Genomic DNA, 17,334 nt, shown 5'->3' with positions numbered 1-17,334 from the left:
GCGGTATTTGGTGTGACCCCCTGCCGGGTGATACATGTGATCCGGGGAAGTTTTCCCAGGCCGACGACCGCGGTCTGGGCACAATCAACAGCGGTAGGTCATCGGTGCCGGGCTGCTCCTTCACGCGTGTCTGCGTAGGCTGGTAAATCCCCCTGAGCGCAGCAGTGACGACGAAAGAGGAAATGAGGCGGGTCGGATGCCTCGCGGAGTTGAAGGGCGTGGATGAGGAGGGAGGCTGGTGAAAAGGGCCCCGTCATGCCATCGACGTGCTGCTCGATAGGGGAGAGGGCCGCGGCAAGCCTCGCCAGCCGAAACTCCACAGGAGCTCTCCAGGCGTTATCAAGGTGGGGCGCTGAGCGGGATGGGTCGGAGACCTGCCCTGAATTCTGGGGTTCGTGTGGCTTATAGCTCGGGACGATGTTGCGCGAAACGTTCGCGACTCGCTATGTGACCCCCTGTGTGGGGGGATCGTGGAGGCCGATGACCTGGGCACCTATGTCATGTAGGGCACCCGGGAAAGGTGTTGAGCTGGGGTTTTGGGTGCTTCGGTGCCTCTGACCTGCGGGAACACCTCTGTCGGAGTCTTTCGGTGACTTTCTCGTTTATGCAGCTCGAACTCCCCAGACACTCCCCGCGAGCTAGTGAAACTCCCCAGATTCTCCCCATCCGGGCGGAGGGCGAATGCCGCGTGCGTAACCCCTCGTGCGTGGGGGCTGCGACTCGCTACCGCTCGCGGGGGGCCTCGGGAATCCAGCCCACCGACCCGTTGGCTCGCGCTGCGCGCGCGAGGGCACTGCGGCGACGGAGCCGGTCGATATTGCCACACCTGGTCCAGGGCTGCCAGCGCCCATTGGGCAGGTGCTTAGAAGGCACCATGCCGGACCGGGCCGTTCCACCCGCTGACCTGTAGCTTTCTCGTAGATCCCATCTGTCCGTTGCGGTTTTCTCCGTCTATTCGTCGTGGTGAGGAGACCGGCTGGGCCCGCTCCTCCGCCCACTTCGAGCCGCGGCCCCGGGGCCGCCAGGCGCTTGGCCTTCGACCGCACCCCCCGAGTTTCCCGGGACCACAGCCAGACCGAGCGCCGCGGCGAGCTGTCGGCAATCCACCGCCTCCCCGCCCCGGTCGGCCACAACAGCCATGATCCGCCCATAGTCCGGCGCCAGCACGTCGGCGTCGAGCCCTTCCTTCCACACCGGCACCACCGAGCCGGGCACTGCACTCACGACCGGCCGCCCTCGCCCACGAGGTGCCGTCACCGAAGCGTTCCCTGTCACCGTGCCGGTCGCGGTGACGGGACCGCTCCTCAGAAGTGCCGGAGTTACAGTCACCCTTGGTTGGTCAACCGGACGCGCAGGCGGCAGAATTGCGGCACGCGCTGGCGAGGGGGTACTAGGCGTGGCGGAAGAGAAGACCGTGGACATTGAGCTCCCCAACGGGAAGCTCATGATGGCGAGGGTTCAGCAGTTGGACGGGGCCTCTCCGCGAGGCCCGCAGGATGTCGGGTTCGATCGGTTGCTGTCCCTCGAAGCCGTTGGCGAGGCGCTGGAGGGCGTCGGGGCTGTGATCGTCGCCAGCCTGGAGAGGATCAAGCCTTCGAAGGCCGTGGTCGAGTTCGGTCTCGAGTTGGGGGTGAAGGGGGGCAGTCTCGTGAGCGTCTTCGTGGACAGCGGCAGTAAGGCGTCGCTGAAGGTTACGCTGGAGTGGGAGAGCGGTGCCGGGAACGTCGGGAATCAGACGACTGCTGGGTGACTGTCTAGTCCGGATCAGCGGGGCCGGGGCGGCTGGCGGTACGGGCTTCTTCGTGGCTCCGGGCACGATTTTGACCTGTGCCCATGTCGTAAGTGGCGCGGATGCCGGGGCGTCGCTTTGGGCAGAGTGGCAGGGAGGCGCGGGGCAGGCCAGGCTCATCGCAGTGCATCCGGTGACCGACGCTGGGCCACTCTTCGGCCCGTATCCCTACCCGGACTTGGCCATCCTCACAGTCGGGAGCGGAGACCACCCCTGTGTGCGGCTTGACCATATCGAGCCACGCTTGGAGGACCGCATACACGGCTGCGGGCTGCGGGTATACCCGCACTTGGTCGCGGGACGCCGCGGAGGTGGAGCCGGTCACCTTCACTTACGAGGGCGTGCATGGGGTCGGCGACGGGCTGCTCAAGTTAGGCGGCGGGCAGGCGGTGCCGGGCATGAGCGGGGGGCCGCTGCTCAATCTGCGGACCATGGGCGTGTGCGGTGTGCTGAAAACGACGCGTGATGCTGCCCAGCCGACCGGGGGCTGGGGGGTGCCCGTCGGAGTGTTGCGTGACCTTCACCCCGAGATTGTCGTTGCGCATGACGCCTTTCACCGCCGGGACCACCGCTGGCGGGAGGCTGCTGACGCGGTATCCCCGTTGCTGGCCGGCCTGATGGGGATGAGCGCTGGCTACGCGGGGCGGATCGAGAATTTCCTTGTGGAGTATTTGGGCCGGGAAGGCGCACCAGTGCCCTTCGGTGGTCGAGACCCGCAAATGAACGAGCTCACTGCGTGGCTGGCGGATCCGCAGGCGGCGCCCTACGCGTTGGTCGCGGCAGAAGCTGGGCGCGGTAAGTCGGCGCTGCTGGTGCGCTGGGCCCAGGTGGTGATGCGGCAGGAACGGGCGCACGTGGTCGTCGTTCCGGTGAGCATCCGTTTCAACACCGCCCAGGCGGGGGTCGTTTTCTCGGCTCTGGCGAACCAACTGGGTGAGGTGTACGGGGAACCGCCCGCCATCACGGACATGTCGGCCGAGCAGTGGAAGGAGACGTGCCTCGGCTATCTGCGACGCCCGCCCCCCCCGACGGGCGCTCCCTGCTGGTCGTGATGGACGGATTGGACGAGGCGACCGATTGGCAGCCGGGCCCCGACCTCTTCCCCGCGGCGCCCGGGCAGGGTGTACGGGTGCTGGCCTCTGCTCGCCATCTGGCCGGCGACGCGGACAGCACGGGCTGGCTGACCCGCCTGAACTGGGACTCACTGGCCGTCAGCCTGCCGTTGCCTCCCATGGACAGGGACGGGGTGCGCCAGGTGCTGCATGCCATGGGCAACCCCCTTGCCAGCCTGGCCACCAATGTGGATGTCGTCAGCGAACTCTACCGGCTCAGCGAGGGCGATCCCCTGCTCGTCCGGCTCTACGTCGAGGCCTTGCTGCCCTATGGCGAGCGCGCCGCGGCGATCAGCGCGGACGAGCTTCCCTCGATCAGCAAGGGGCTGGCCGGGTACTTCAGCCGCTGGTGGGACGAGCAAGAACGGCAGTGGCGTGAGCGCCATCGCAACTCCGCCGCCGAACGGCAGGATCTCGAGGATTTCCTGAACGTCCTGGCCTGCGCGCTCGGCCCGCTCGGCCACGACGACCTCGCGGACATCATGCCCCGGCCGCTGTCCTGGCTCAGACTGCGGGCCTTGACTACGGACGTGGGACGTTTTGTCATCGGTAACGGCAAGGACACCGGTTTCGTCTACTCCCACCCGCGACTCGGCATGTACTTCCGTGACTCGATGGGGCAGGCCGAACGCGACACCTGGGACGAACGGTTCCTGGCACACGGCAGACGCGCGCTGGCGCAGGCACGGAAGGGAACGATCGCGCTCCCGCCCTATGCCGTCCGTTTTCACGGTGCGCATTTGGAGCGGGCGATGGCGCCCGACGAGGATCTCTATGCCCTCCTTGACGGTGGCTGGCTGCGCGCCTGCCAGGCCCTGGACGGCGGCGACAGCACCTTCCTCAACGACAGCGAGCGCGCCTGGCGGCGGGCCGAGACGCGGAGCGACGAGCGGGCGTTCGAGGTGCGCTTCCTCAGCGCCCTCGCCCGCGCCAGCGTCGCTGCCCGGAGCGACGGCATGCCTGTGGCGCTGCTGGGCGCGGCCGTGCGTGCGAGCGTCCTTCCGCCGCGCAGGCCCTGGCGCTGTGCCGCCGTATGACCTATGACCAACGGCGCTCTGCTGCCGTGGTACGGCTGGCCGAAGCCGTCGGCCCTGAATGGCTCGACGAGTGCGTGGCCATTACGGCCACCGTACGGGCGACGGCCAACCGGTCTGCGACGCTGGCAGGTCTGAGTCCTCACCTGCGGGGGCAGTCAGTCCGGCGCGCGGTGGCCATGGCCCGGGTTCTGGAGGTTCCCTGCCCACGGGCGATCGCCCTCGCGGCGCTGAGTGCCCGTTTACCGCAGGACGAACGGCTCGCGCTCGCACGGGAGGCCGTGGATGCCTGTGCCAGGGACGACGACGGTGTGCGACGCGGCCGTGCGCTGGTGCTGATGGCCGGCCATCTGCCGGATGACCTGCTGTCCCGCGCGGTCCAGCTGGCCCGGCGGACTCCGGATCCTTTGATCGCGATCCGCGCTCTGAGCGCGCTTGCCCGGCGTCTTCCGGATGCGGACGCTCATGCAGCAGTCGCGGAAGCTCGTGCTCGGCAGGGTGATATCGCGAGCGTCAGCCATGCGGTGCGGGCGCGGTTCGCGCTTGCGGAGTTCGCGCCTCCGGAGGAACGCGGGCCGCTGCTAATGGAGTTGGCTCTCGTCACTCCGCAAGTCCGGTACAGCCTCTTGGCCGAGGCCCGGCCATGGGTGGAGAAGTCCCGCGCGGATCTACCGAGCGCCGTGTACCGCGATCTGATGGCCATGCCACCAATGGACTCGGAGGAACTCGCGGTTGCTCTTCCAGAAAAGGTCCGGGCGGTCTTGCACAGCACCCTGGGAGAGGCGGAAGATGACGACCGGATCGCGGCATTGCTCTTCCGCGCCCACATGCTCATCGCCGACGGTTGCGAAGAGTCCTCGCACTCCGTTCAGCGCCTCCTGCGGCACGCGCGTCGTCTCACCCCCCCTGGCCGGGCCGCTGTACTCACCGCTCTGGCTGCTTGCCACTGTGGCGAAGCACTAAATGTGTTGCTCAGCGAGGCTCTGGAATGCGCCCAAGTGATCGACGATGTCCGTCCCAGGGCCAGTGCGCTGAGTGACGCGATGGTGGACGCCTCCGAACCCGTCCTCGCCGACCTTGAGGGCGATCTCGTGTTCCGCCCGGGCCGACTCGGCGACATGGAAGTGCTGTCCTTTCTCCGCCGCAGCGGCGTGCCCCTCGCGGACGGAACGGTCGAAGCCGCGACCGCGCGGATGTCGCAGTTCGCCGATGAAGGCGCCCGGCGGCAAGCGTTCACGACCTGCGTTCAGCGGGCGTCACAGCAGTACTGTGCCCTGCTCGGACGCTATGCGCTGACTGAGATCGTCAACGAGCCACAGCCCATGCGCCGTGCCACAGACCTGCAACGATTGGCGCAGCTCCCGCTCCCGCCCGAGTTGAGACAGCACGTCGAGGACGAACAGCGCAGGACGCTCGGGCCCATCGACCCCGAGGAGCAGCTGGCGATCCTCGGCGGAATCGGCGCCGCACCCGGCATGCTGTCAACAGCCATGGACAAGGAGCAGCTGATCCGTGAGTGCGCCATCCCGCTGCTCCGTAGAATCTCCATGGCGAATTCGCCGCACCACGGCTGGTTGATGAGCCCATTCTCGATTCCCTCTGTTGAGGCCCTGTTCGACGCATTCCCGCACCGGCTGACTGAGGATCTCGTCAGACTGCTGTGGGTAACCGCAGAACAGACCCAACCATGGCTTCGCCCGTGGCTGTTGGTTCGCCTGGTATCGCGGCTCCCTGCCCAATACGTCGCAGACGCCGTCGATTGGATGCGGGCGTCCGAGAACCAACCCGACTCCGACCCGGGACGATTCCGGCACCTGCTTGCCGACGAAGTGACCAGGGTCTTCCCCATCTTGGCTCCGAAAACGCGGTCCTTACTGCTGAACGACGCCCTTGGCCGCAATCCCACCCCGTCCAGACTCCAGGCGGTGATGCCCCTGGTCGGCGCCGACGAGGTCGAAGACGTACTGCGTCGAGTACAGGAGTTACCCTTCCCCTCCTGTGTGGCCGCCGCTGAAACCGTGCGTCGGCATATCGACGCCCAGCGTTTCGCGTCCTTCCTGAAGCCGTTGACAGATACTGCCCTCGCGGGTGGTCCAGGCGTGGGGCCCGGCCCCGTCATCGACTTGGCACGACTAGTAAACGACCAAGACCGCGACCGGCTGCTCCATGCGGCGGCGGTGGCGCTCGCACATCGAAGTCAGTCCGAGCGGCGCAAAGCCCTGCACCGACTGCCGACCCGGGACCGGAGCCGAATTGTGCAATTCCTACTCCAGCGGAAAGCGCTGGAGCCGGAGGAACTGCCGCCCCTCATCGGGGACCTTCCCCCGGAGTTCCTCGGAGATGCCGAGCAGGTCGTTGTGGAAATCAAATCCGCCCGGCACCGCCTCACCGCCCTCGGGGCCCTGATCACCGCAGCCGCACCACACTTCAGCCCGGACCGGTTGTGGGAGGAGGTGCTGCGAACAGCGCGAGCGGATCCCGCAACGGGCCACGCGACGGACGGGCTGCTCGATCTGCTCCGGAAGGACCTGCCACCCCTCCCCCCTCCCCGGATGTCGCAGCTCGGTTCCCTAATCGCGGCGGTCGACGATCCCGAGAAGCGGATCCTCTTGCTGTGCGCACTCGCCCGTCATACCGAGGCCCTGCGGCGCGGCGTACTCCTTAAATCCGCCCTGGATACAGCAGAGACAATCACGCAGGACAAGCGTCGCGCGGCGGCCCTGTTTCCTGTCGTGCGCAGTGCCGCTGATAGCCCGGAAGCGGTGGCAAGGACGTTGGACGCGATTACCAGGATCCGTCTGCCGGAGGGACGGCAGGGTTTGCTGCGAGAGCACCTGCCAGCCCTGCGAGAGGGGATCGCCTCTGGCACCGTTGACGTGTCCTTCGTGGACCGCGCCATACGCACACTGTCACGCATACCCCGGCCGCTTGTCGTCCGGGACCTCGCGTTGCTGTCGACTGCGGCAGCCCCGTCCCTTCCGGAAAGCGCAGCTGTGCCCCGCTCTTTCCTCAAAGCCATGCATACGGTGGGCGATTGGTGGAAGTGAATCCCCGATTTTCCATGGATCTGCCGACCGATCGGCATGTTCCGCTGCGCCTTGTGGTTCCGACATGAGCCACAGCGGTCGGACGAGGGAGGGGCGTGTGCGGTGCGTCCGGTGTCGCAGGTCAGGGCCCGTGCTGTCCGGTCTTTTGCCCGGCTGGGCCATGGGCGTTCTCGTGAGTCCGTGAGAGACGTGTGAGAAGCACCGGGCCCGCTCCGGGCAGTCGCCGGGGCGGAGCCCCCGTTCGCATGCTACATATGCCGGCCCTGCTGGACTGGAGAGAGGATTTGCGCGCCATGGCTAGGAGTTCCGCCCGCGAGCGGGCGCCGATGTCCGAGGAGGAGTTGCGCGCTCTCCCGCCCGCCATCGACCTGAAGACCGTGAACCGTGCGCTCGCGCTGACCCGCAGCACCGGATATGACCTCGCACGCCGCGGGGAGTACCCCGCCGGGCCCTGAGGCTGGGGCGCTCTTATCGCGTGGTCACCGCAGACCTGCGGCGTCTGCTCGGAGTCGAACTCGGACAGGTCGACAATGGCGGAACCGGAACTCACGACTGAGGCGGAGTTTCAGTCGGCGGCGTTGTCTGCTGCCCGCGGGTCCGCGCTGCGCCCGATCGAGTTCGTCTCAGCGGCGGCTCCGGAAGTTCGAGTTCTGGAGCCGCGCCTGGTGGCCTTTGCTGACGACCTCGTGCGCGGTTGGCGGTGAGGCGTCGAGTGCTCGACGCGTTGACCTGCGCAACGCACCCTGCACCCTGGCCGGTGGGGGGTACGACCCCGGGCCTCCATGGCGTATGACACCTGCGACGCCCGATCCGGCGGCTGACCCCCGGCCCGTCGTCCGCGCTCGCGCCCGTGTCGCGTCGCAACCGCCCACGGGACGGCTCGGGAGCCACTCCACCACCGGCGTGGGCGGCGCCGAAGGCGACTGTCGGTGTGCCCCACCAGAATGGCGCCAGCCAGTTGTCGAGACTCATGGTGTGGACAATGCGTGTGATCTTCGATGGTGAGGTACGGGCGGACCACGGCCATTTCTTCCTGGACAGCCGTCCGGAGCAAGCTTCCGGGGATGTGGTCGACCTGTCGGACGCGTTCGTGGGGCAGTGCTCCGGTCTGTGCGGTGCCGCGTTCCCCGGCTTCCTCTACGTGCGTACCGGGCTCAGGTTCGGCGGGGTCGGTCTGCGGATGGAGCGGCACGAGGCGGCGCCGGCGGCGCCCGGTGCAGGCTGGGAGGAGGTGGCCGAGGTCTCCTTCGAGCCGCGGTCCGACGACACCGTGCTGCTGGCCGGGGACGGTGAGGAGGCGTGGCCGCTGGCCCTCGGCGCGGTGCCCTACCGGGTACGGCACTGCGTCACGGGCATGGACGCGGGGAACGCCGCAGACCAGCGGTCGCCCGAAGAGCCGCTGATCGAGCGCTGGTTGATGCAGTGGTGGCCGGCGCCGGCGGCTCCCGACGCGGTACTGAGACAGACCAGTGACGTGGCCACCTGGAGCCACCGGTGGGCCGGCGAGCAGCGCCCACTGCCGCGGCCCGCGACCCGCCCACTTTCCGAGGCCCAGGCATGGGAGGTGGAGCGGAAGCGATCGGAGCGCAGCAATCTGCTGTGGCGCGGCGGCGGTCGCCCCGGCGAACCGCTGGCGCGGATGGAGGGCGCCGCGGTGGATCTGGTACGCGCGGACCGGCAGTTCGCCGAAGCGGTGGCCGCGGCGGACGCCGCGACACAGCAGGCGATCGCCCGATGGGCGGCCCGACTGGCGTTCACGGCCGCGGGCCTGGCGGAGGTCGACTGGATCGCGCCCGCGCTCGCCGCGCTGGACCGAGGAGACGAGTTCCCCCCGCCGTTCCCCCACAGGCACCTGATCTGGGAGCGGATACTCGACGACGCCCGGATACGCCACACCTCGGTCCCGGCATGGAACGGACACTCACCTGACATCGTCCAGCAGCAGGCCGCACTCCCCGCGTTACGCCAGGCACGCGGCGAGGACGCCCTGCGGGCGGCCGTCGAGACGCTGGTCACCGCCATGGCTGTCTCCGGCCCGACCTATCGAACGGTCCTCACCTCGACTCGTCGGGCGTTCCCCCACCTCACCACGTGAGCTCCTCGAGAGTATTGGTGCAGGAGCAGCCGGGGGACGCGGTCGGTCCAACCGCTGGCGGCGCAGTCGGCCGGGGGGTGGGCCTGGCGGCAGACGCTCCATATCAATGCAGATATATCGGAGAAGACCGACCAGCAGGCCAACCGGAAGAACAAGGGCTCGGCCGGAGGACGGCCGGTCGCCTACGACCCCGAGCGTTACAAACAGCACAACACCGTGGAATGCTTCTTCCAGAAGATCAAGGCCTGGCGCGGCCCCGCCACCCGCTACGACAGGACACCCGAAAGCTACGAGGCCGGACCCCGCCTCCGCGGATCGATCATGTGGCTAAAGCTCCTCACCTCGGCCACATGATCACAAGCCCGAACAGCTCCTGGCTAGTGCGGTGGGTACTCCAGTTGGCGGGCGAAGGTGTCGCCGACGGTGCGGTTGTCGGTTCTCGCGGCGGCCCGGCCGAACTTGGCGAGGTCGTCGCCGTTCGACAGGTAGGGAAGGGCCAGAGCCGGGTCAATAGCGATGACGACGCCGATGAGCTGGGCGATGGACTGTGGTTCGACGGAGTCCCACAGTTCCACGACGGCCAGGGCGCACAACTCTCCCCTTTCGGCGAGCCGTTCCAGCTCGGGCAGGAGTTCCTCGCGGAGCGCACAGCAGGCACAGTCGTTGACGAGGGGGCCTGCCCGGTGCCCGCGGTTCCGCTTTGCTCCCGCAGGAGGCGACGAACCGCGCCTTCCTGCGCGGTGGTGAGGTCGTGGTGGAGTGCGACGCTGCGGGGCACCGTGCGCAGCAGGGCGTCGGCGTGCAGCCCGGCGACGTTCACGATGGGGAGCGTCACCGTGCCCCGCGCTGTTCGTAGCGGCGGCGGAAGCGTTCGACCCGGCCGGCGGAGTCCACGATGCGCAGCTGGCCGGTGCAGAAGGGGTGGCTGGCTGAGCGTGTCCGTGCGGGAGACCAGTGTGGAGCGGGTGAGGAACGCGAAGCCCGCAGCCTTGTCGCGGAAGACTACGGGGGCGTAGGCGGGGTGGATGTCGGACGTCGGGCGGCGACGGGTTGGCCGGTCCGGGTGCGTCCTCCGCTCCTTCCGGGGTGCGGTCTGCAGGGGTGAGTGCCCTGCGTGGCTGGCTGTATATGTGGCGCCGCTCCGGCTAGATAGACATGAGAATCATTTTCGTCTACGGTCGGACGGGTCGATTGGTAGCCAGATCGTGCGGGGTGATCCGCCATGGGACGCCGGCGGAGTGAGCGGCAGTCGCACGTCACGCTCGGTGCGCGAACGGCCGGACGTCGGGTTCGGGGAGTGCGGGTCGGCCATACTGCCGTTTACCGGACCCTCCATGACATGGAGATCCGTGGCCGAGTGGATGTTGTCCTCGACGCGAGCGGTACACGCCACTATCGGACGCGGCCCCCGGCGGACACCAGCACTGCCTTATGTGCCGTTTCTGCGGCACCAGTAGGGCCCTGGACCCGGCCGCGCTGGAGGGCTGGGTGCGGCGCGTCGGCGCGGACTCGGAATTCGCGTTTCCCGAGCATGTCGTCCAGCACACCGGAGTATGCGGCCCCTGCCGGACAGTCCCAAACAGGGTGGAATCCGCGCCGGGGGAGTCGGTTGCCGCGGCCGAGTCCGTATGCGACGCCGGCATTGGGCAAGAGGGGCCGGGTTCGCGTTCTCTCCTGTCTCACGGCTCCCCCCGTGGTGGTGCCCGACCAGACCTCCAGTCGGGGGTCGCGAGGCAGCGCTGAAGGACTCCTTCTCACTCCGCCACGTCAACAGAGAAGTATCGACCTCTAGGAAGCGCTGTGACCGATTCGTACGCCAAGTCCGCGCCGTTCATCGACCCGCTGATCGCTGGTTTCTGGCAACAGGTCGGGCATTCGCTCGCTGCCGAACTCAGGCGGCTGTCGGCTCTCAGCGGTCCCGTGATCGACCTCGGCGCGGGTGCGGGGCGGGGGACACGGATCGCTGCGGCCGCGCTGCCCGAAGCCCGGCTTCTCGCCGTCGAACCGTCGGCGGCCATGCGCACGGCCCTGCTGGCGCGGCTGATGGATGATCCGCCGCTCGCCGCCCGCACAACCGTGGTGGCTGAGGGGGCGATGGAGTTCCCGTTCCCCGAGCGAGTGCGCGCCGTCCTCGCGGTGAATATGATCGGACATTTGACGCCCGACGAGCGACGCTCTTTGTGGGCGAGGATCGCCGCACGCCTGGACCCGGGCGGAATAGTGGTGGTCAACAACCCACCGCCGACGGTTCCTGCGGCGGTCCCACGCGTCGCCAGCCCGGTCGTGCGAGTGGGGGCGTACGACTATCGCGGGTGGTCCGAGGCTGAGCCTGCCGGTGACCAGAGCGTGGTCTGGCACATGGCCTACGAAACGCTTCACCAGGGCCGTGTCGTTGCCCGCGTGGACGTGGATTACGACTGGTGGGTGGTCACCGACGAGGAGTTGCGCGCGGAGTGGGCGGCTTGCGCACTGAGCTCCCGGACGCTTGGGGACTCGGATGTCCATCTTCTCGGCCGCCGGACCTCCTAGGGCCGGCTCAGGGGCGAGCCTCTGCCGGAAGGAGCGTGGCAAGGACGGCGCGCAGAGTGTGCTGTGACGGGGCGGGGTCTGCGGCTTCGGCGCGGCAGCGGGCCAGTGCCGGGAACTGGGCAGGAACGATCTTCGCGGTCAGGCGGTCGCGTTGGGAGGGGAGCCGGTCCCCAGGAAGCCCTCGACGCACGCGTTGGCGAGGGGGAAGGGGGTGTGGGCGGGGATCTCGCCCCTGGTGAGGATGTGCGGCCCTCAGCGGCGGCTACCGCGTGGTCGTCGGCGTCCGTGACGCGGGCGAGGAGCCGCGTGCCGGGTCGGCAATCCTTTCGCCACCAGTTCGAGGATCGCCACCAGCAGGTCCTCGTGTGCGTCGATATGCCGACGGAGCGGGGTCGCGGCCGTACTCAACTCGACGGCGCCGGATGCCGTGGTCGGGCCCGGTGGGGGCGTCGCTGCTGTGTCATGAATCGCATCGTTTCATGCGCCCAGAAGCCGGCACGGCTTGCCATGTTGTGGAAGTTAGGCATACCTTACGCGAACACTGTACGCATCGGGGGAGGGATGACATGACGGAGATGGGGGCGGGTTCCAGCACGGAACGCGAGCGGTCGGCGGCGCGGTCGGGTTGGGTACTGGCCACGGTCTGCCTGTGCCAGCTGGTGGTGGTACTGGACATCAGCGTGGTCAACGTGGCCCTGCCCGAGATCGGCCGGGATCTGGGCTTCGCACCCGGCGATCTCTCCTGGGTGGTGAACGCCTACACCCTGGTCTTCGGCGGCCTGCTGCTTCTCGGAGGCCGCGTCGCCGACCTCTTCGGGCATCGGCGTGCCGTAATCGCCGGGCTCCTCCTCTTCGGAGTGGCCTCCCTGATGGGCGGCTTCGCCCAGTCGCCGGGACAGCTGGTCGCCGCTCGGGCCGGGCAGGGGCTCGCGGCGGCGGTGCTGGCACCCATCAGCCTCACCCTCATCATGGTCACCTTCGCGGAGGGCGCCCCGCGACGCCGGGCGCTGGGGAGTTGGTCCATGGTCGCCATATCCGGCGGCGCTGTCGGGGTGCTGCTCGGCGGGGTGCTGACGGACCTGCTCAACTGGCGTTGGGTGATGTTCGTCAATGTCCCGCTGGTGGCTCTCGCGGTGCCGCTGGCTCTGGCCTCCGTGCTCGCCGGGGGCGGCAGCTCCCGGCGGCTCGACCTCGGTGGCGCGTTGCTGGGCACGGCGGCCATGACCGTACTCGTCTTCGGCCTGCTGGAAACCGAGAAGCATCCGTGGGGCTCCCCGCGCACCCTCGGCACATTGAGTGGCGCGGTCACTCTGGCAGCGGTCTTCGTGGTCTGGGAGCGCCGCTCGGCTGCCCCCCTGGTCCGGCTGAGTGTGCTCGCGCCCCGTACCGTCTGGTTGGCCAACGTTCTGTCGCTGCTGGTCGGGGCGGCCACCGTGGCGGGCTTCTACTTCGCCTCACTCTTCCTCCAGCATGTGCTGGACTATGGCCCCCTCGCAGCGGGCGTGGCGTTCCTGCCCTTCTGCGGCGGCGCCGTTCTTGGCAGCTTCGCGGCCTCGCGGTTCGTGGGACGCGTCGATGGGCGGCTGCTGATCGGCGGCGGCCTGGCCATGGGCGGCGTCGGGTTGATGTGGTTCGGGAGTCTGAGCCCGGAGTCGACCTTTCTGAGCGGCTTCCTCGGTCCGTCGCTGGTGGCCAGTGTCGGTATCGGACTGAGCGTGATGGCCAACACGGCCATGGGTACCTCCGGGGTTACCAAGGGCGAAGCCGGCCTGGTCAGCGGCTTGTTGAATGCCAGCAGGCAGTGCGGCGGCAGCATCGGCCTCGCGGCGCTCTCCACCCTCGCCGTGACGGTCACCGGCAACGCGTCCACCGCCGACCCCACGGCCGCTCTGGCCGAGGGCTATGCGAGGGCCTTCCTCGTCATCGGGGCGTGCGCCCTGGCCGCGGCACTGCTCGCGGTGTGCCTCGTGCCTCGGCTTGGCACGTCCGAGACCGAGAACGTCTGACCCTCCCACCCACCGATCAGCGGCGGGACCGCCACTGGCCCGCCTTCCCAGGAGGTCGTATGTCACCCCCCGACACGGCGGGCCACCAGGAGAACCCCGACGCCGTTCCTCAGGGGAAAGCCGCGCTCGGCGACCTGTTGGCGCCCGTGCGCTCCCGCCTCATGCTCGCCTGCCTGCTGGAGGCGATCGGTGCCCTCGCCAAAGTGGTGCCGCTGATCGCGCTTGTGGAGCTGGCACGCGAGCTGCTGCGCGATCCGGTCCGCGAGGAGCAGGTCTGGACGGTCGTCGCTGTCGCCGCTGGGGCGCTTCTGCTGCGCCTCCTCACCAGTGGTGCCGCGCTCACCATCACCCACCTCGCAGATGTCGCCTTCCAGTTCGATGTCAGGCGACGCGCGGCTCGGCGGCTGGGCCATGTGCCCCTGGGCTGGTTCACCGACCGGTCCTCGGGGCGGGTCAAGAAGGTGATGACCGACGATGTCGCCGACCTCCACCATCTGGTGGGCCACGCCTACCTCGACCTCACCACCGCGATCGTGGCGCCATCCGCCGCGCTGGTCTACCTCCTCGCATCCGACTGGCGGTTGGCGTTGTTGACTTTGTTTCCTGTTTTGGTGGGGGTCGTGCAGTACTCGGTCATGATGCGTGGCCAGGGGGAGCAGATGGAGCGCTATCAGCGTTCGATCGCCGATGTGAGTGCGGCGGCTGTCGAGTTCGTGGATGGTATCGCCGTGGTCAAAGCGTTCGGGCAGGCCGGGCGCGCTCATACCCGGTTTGTGGCTGCGGCTGAGTCGTTCGTGGCCGGCTTTTGGGACTGGGTCCGGGGCATGCTGCGGGGCTCCACCGTGGCCGAGCTGGCGCTGGCGCCGTTCACCACCCTGCTGGCCGCGTTGGTCTCGGGCGCCGTGTTCGTCCAGGCCGGCTGGGCCGAGCCGGCGGATGTCCTGCCGTTCCTGGTGGTGGGGGTGGCCGTGGCCGGTCCCTTCCTGGAGTTGAACTATGCCTATCACCATCTCGCCACCGCCCGGCACGCCGCCGGCAACCTCCAGCGACTGCTCGGCACCGGGACACTCCCGCCGGCCCCGGACGCGCCCGCCATCCCCGTTGATTCCCGGGTGCGCTTCGCCGGTGTGCGGTTCGGTTACTCCGATGGCGCGGAGGTGATCCGTGGAGTGGACCTGGACCTGCGGCCGGGCACGGTCACCGCGCTGGTCGGGCCCTCGGGGGCCGGGAAGAGCACGCTGGCCGCGCTGCTGGCGCGCTTCTGGGACCCCACGGAAGGGCACGTCACCATCGGCGGTGCTGATCTGCGGGAGATGACGCACCACACTCTGTACCAGCAGGTGGGGATGGTGCTCCAGGACATCCGGCTGGTGCGGGACTCGGTCCGGGAGAACATCCGCATGGCCCGCCCGGACGCCGGCGACGAGGAGGTGACCGCGGCGGCCCGCGCCGCCAACATCCACGAGCGCATCATGACGCTGCCGCGAGGCTATGACAGCGTCCACGGCGAGGACGCCAACCTCTCGGGAGGTGAGGCCCAACGCGTCGCCATTGCTCGGGCCCTGCTCGCCGACACCCCCGTGGTCGTGCTGGACGAGGCCACCGCCTACGCCGACCCCGACTCCGAGACGGCCATCCAGAACGCGCTCTCCCGACTGGCGGCCGGCCGCACCCTGCTGGTCATCGCCCACCGGTTGCGCACGGTGACCGAAGTCGACCAGATCTGTGTGGTGAACGAAGGACGGATCGTGGAGCGCGGTGACCACCAGTCGCTGCTGGCCCGAGGGGGTCTCTACGCGGAGCTGTGGGGCGCCCAGGAGGCGCTCGCCGAAGGGCGGACATCGTGATCCGAACACTGCTGAGCCTCGGGGACCGGCCCGGAGCCCGACCCATTCGCAAAAACCTGATCAGCCTGGTGATCGAGTCGGTGCTGGCCGGAATCGGTTACGCCTGCATGGTCCCAGCGCTGGAGCGTGTTCTCTCCGACCGGCCACCGGATGCCTGGCCCTGGATCATTGCCGTTGCCGTGCTCTTCGCCTGCTACTCCGTAGTGCGCTACCGCGCCCAACTGGCCGCCTATCACGCCGCCATCGGCGTGGCCAGGCAGCTCTTCCGCCGGCTTGGCGACAAGGTCGCCGCGCTCCCACTGGGCTGGTTCTCCGACCCGCGCCGGGTCGGCGAGCTGAGCCAGCTCTCCAGCCGGGGCATCGTCGACATGATGGGCGTACCCGCGCACCTGCTGCGTCCAGTGGTGGCCTCGGTGGTCACGCCCCTGACCCTGGTCGTGGCGATGTTCCTCTTCGAATGGCGACTCGCCTTGGTGGCCCTGGTCGGACTTCCCCTGGTGGCCGTAGTGGGCCGTTGGGCCGGTCGGCTGGTGGCTCGGCTGGACCGCGTGCAGAAGACAGCCACCACCGCGGCGGCCGGCCGGGTGGTGGAGTTTGCCCAGGCCCAGGCCACACTCCGTGCCACTGGCCGGACTGCTTCGGGGCACCGGCTGCTGGAGGATGCCCTCGCCGAGCAGAGCGCGGCGCAGCGTTCCACCACCGTGATCGCCGCGCCCGCGTTGCTGTCCACCAACCTTGTGATCCAACTGCTGCTGGTCGCTCTGCTCGCGGCGGGTGCCAGGCTCGCCCTGGGCGGTGAGCTGGGAACTGCCGAGCTGGTGGCACTGATGGTGCTCGGTGTCCGGCTGGTCGAGCCCTTGATGACGGCTGTGGAGAACGGGGCCGCCCTCCGTATGGCCGGCAACGCCATGGCGCGGTACCAGGAGATCCTGGCCACGGCTGAGTTGCCTGTCCCACAGGTCACTCCCGCCGGGGAGGGGCCCGCCGAGCCTTCCGTCGAACTGCGTGGTGTCACCTTCGGATACGGCGGCGAGCCGGTCCTGCGGGACGTGAGTCTCGTGGCGCGGCCGGGCACGATGACGGCGCTGGTGGGGCCCTCGGGGTCCGGCAAGACCACGGTGCTGCGGCTGATCGCCCGGTTCTGGGACGTGGACGAGGGCACGGTCTCGATCGGGGGCAGGGACGTACGGGAGCTGGGCACCGAGGAGTTGATGCGCCACATCTCGCTGGTCTTCCAGGATGTCTACCTCTTCGACGGGACCATCGAGGAGAACATCCGGATGAGCCGGCCCGAGGCGAGTGACGAGGAGCTGCGGACGGCGGCCGAGTTCGCTCGCGTCACAGAAGTGGTGGACCGGCTCCCCGATGGCTGGCGGACTCGAGTCGGCGAGGGCGGCGCGGCTCTCTCCGGCGGAGAACGTCAGCGGATCTCGATCGCCCGCGCGCTGCTGAAGGACGCGCCGATCGTGCTGCTCGACGAGGCGACGGCGGCGCTGGACGCCGCCAACGACGCTGCCGTGGTCGCCGCGCTCACCTCATTGCGCGCGAACCGCACCCTTATCGTGGTCGCGCACCGGCTCCCTACAGTGCGCTCGGCCGACCAGATCGTGGTGCTGGACGGCGGCCGAACAGTAGAGGAGGGGAACCACGAACGACTCCTCCAACACGGTGGCCGATACCGGGCGTTCTGGGAGGAGCGCACCCGCTCGGCCGGGTGGCGGCTCACCTCGCCCACTCCGGGGGAGTAGTTGTCGGTAGAGAAGAGCGGGCGGCGCGTTCGGAAGGCTTCGGCGTGACGTGTGTGGTGTACAGCCCCACTTGCCCGTGAGTTGAAAATGGTTACCATTACGTGTGCTCAGTTGGGTGCGCCGGGCG

General features: G+C 68.7%; 9 protein-coding genes and 4 pseudogenes. 11 read left to right on the top strand and 2 right to left on the bottom strand.

All coding sequences use genetic code 11. From position 1 onward, the window contains the following. Positions 1 to 1,396 precede the first annotated feature (1,396 nt). The 7 genes and pseudogenes from STBA_RS01240 (at position 1,397) to STBA_RS01205 (ending at position 9,077) form a co-directional block, all read left to right on the top strand. On the top strand, positions 1,397 to 1,750 hold the full coding sequence (locus STBA_RS01240) for a CU044_2847 family protein (RefSeq protein WP_079251632.1): 354 nt from the start codon (positions 1,397 to 1,399) through the stop codon (positions 1,748 to 1,750). After that, a pseudogene (locus STBA_RS39395) lies at positions 1,713 to 2,009 on the top strand (trypsin-like peptidase domain-containing protein); the annotation flags it as partial. The gene STBA_RS01240 and the pseudogene STBA_RS39395, both read left to right, overlap by 38 nt. A 91-nt stretch (positions 2,010 to 2,100) precedes the next feature. Beyond that, positions 2,101 to 2,841, top strand: coding sequence for a hypothetical protein (locus tag STBA_RS01230; RefSeq protein WP_253194480.1), 741 nt, complete (start codon positions 2,101 to 2,103; stop codon positions 2,839 to 2,841). Beyond that, complete coding sequence (locus tag STBA_RS01225; protein ID WP_143659396.1) at positions 2,841 to 3,938, top strand: hypothetical protein; 1,098 nt, start codon at positions 2,841 to 2,843, stop codon at positions 3,936 to 3,938. The genes STBA_RS01230 and STBA_RS01225 overlap by 1 nt, the downstream gene beginning before the upstream one ends. After that, positions 3,935 to 6,982: a hypothetical protein gene (locus STBA_RS01215; protein ID WP_143659395.1), complete on the top strand. Its 3,048-nt coding sequence runs from the start codon at positions 3,935 to 3,937 to the stop codon at positions 6,980 to 6,982. The genes STBA_RS01225 and STBA_RS01215 overlap by 4 nt, the downstream gene beginning before the upstream one ends. Before the next feature lie 293 nt (positions 6,983 to 7,275). Further along, positions 7,276 to 7,538 (top strand): annotated as a pseudogene (locus STBA_RS01210) (integrase). A gap of 426 nt (positions 7,539 to 7,964) precedes the next feature. Continuing rightward, positions 7,965 to 9,077, top strand: a complete 1,113-nt coding sequence (locus STBA_RS01205) for a hypothetical protein (protein WP_077057458.1) — start codon at positions 7,965 to 7,967, stop codon at positions 9,075 to 9,077. Between the two features lie 383 nt (positions 9,078 to 9,460). On the opposite strand, the pseudogene STBA_RS35405 reads toward STBA_RS01205, so the two are convergent. Together STBA_RS35405 and rpmE are read right to left on the bottom strand one after the other, a co-directional pair. Further along, a pseudogene (locus STBA_RS35405) lies at positions 9,461 to 9,912 on the bottom strand (cobalamin biosynthesis protein CobW); the annotation flags it as partial. Next, positions 9,909 to 10,104: pseudogene (rpmE, locus tag STBA_RS01190) on the bottom strand (50S ribosomal protein L31). The pseudogenes STBA_RS35405 and rpmE, both read right to left, overlap by 4 nt. Before the next feature lie 773 nt (positions 10,105 to 10,877). Here rpmE and STBA_RS01185 point away from each other — a divergent pair. From STBA_RS01185 to STBA_RS01170, 4 genes are all read left to right on the top strand, one after another. Beyond that, entirely contained in the window at positions 10,878 to 11,606 is a 729-nt protein-coding gene (locus STBA_RS01185) for a class I SAM-dependent methyltransferase (protein ID WP_077057456.1), read from the top strand. Positions 11,607 to 12,172: 566 nt separating this feature from the next. Then, a complete protein-coding gene (locus STBA_RS01180; RefSeq protein WP_079251629.1) occupies positions 12,173 to 13,612 on the top strand; it encodes an MFS transporter in 1,440 nt (479 codons plus the stop codon). 59 nt (positions 13,613 to 13,671) lie between these two features. Then, positions 13,672 to 15,459: an ABC transporter ATP-binding protein gene (locus STBA_RS01175; RefSeq protein WP_077057455.1), complete on the top strand. Its 1,788-nt coding sequence runs from the start codon at positions 13,672 to 13,674 to the stop codon at positions 15,457 to 15,459. After that, a complete protein-coding gene (locus tag STBA_RS01170) occupies positions 15,456 to 17,207 on the top strand; it encodes an ABC transporter ATP-binding protein (protein WP_077057454.1) in 1,752 nt (583 codons plus the stop codon). The genes STBA_RS01175 and STBA_RS01170 overlap by 4 nt, the downstream gene beginning before the upstream one ends. Positions 17,208 to 17,334: the final 127 nt, after the last annotated feature.

The organism is Streptomyces sp. MP131-18 (assembly GCF_001984575.1).
GTDB classification, from domain to species: Bacteria; Actinomycetota; Actinomycetes; order Streptomycetales; family Streptomycetaceae; genus Streptomyces; species Streptomyces johnsoniae.
This window is presented reverse-complemented; position numbering and strand designations above follow the sequence as displayed.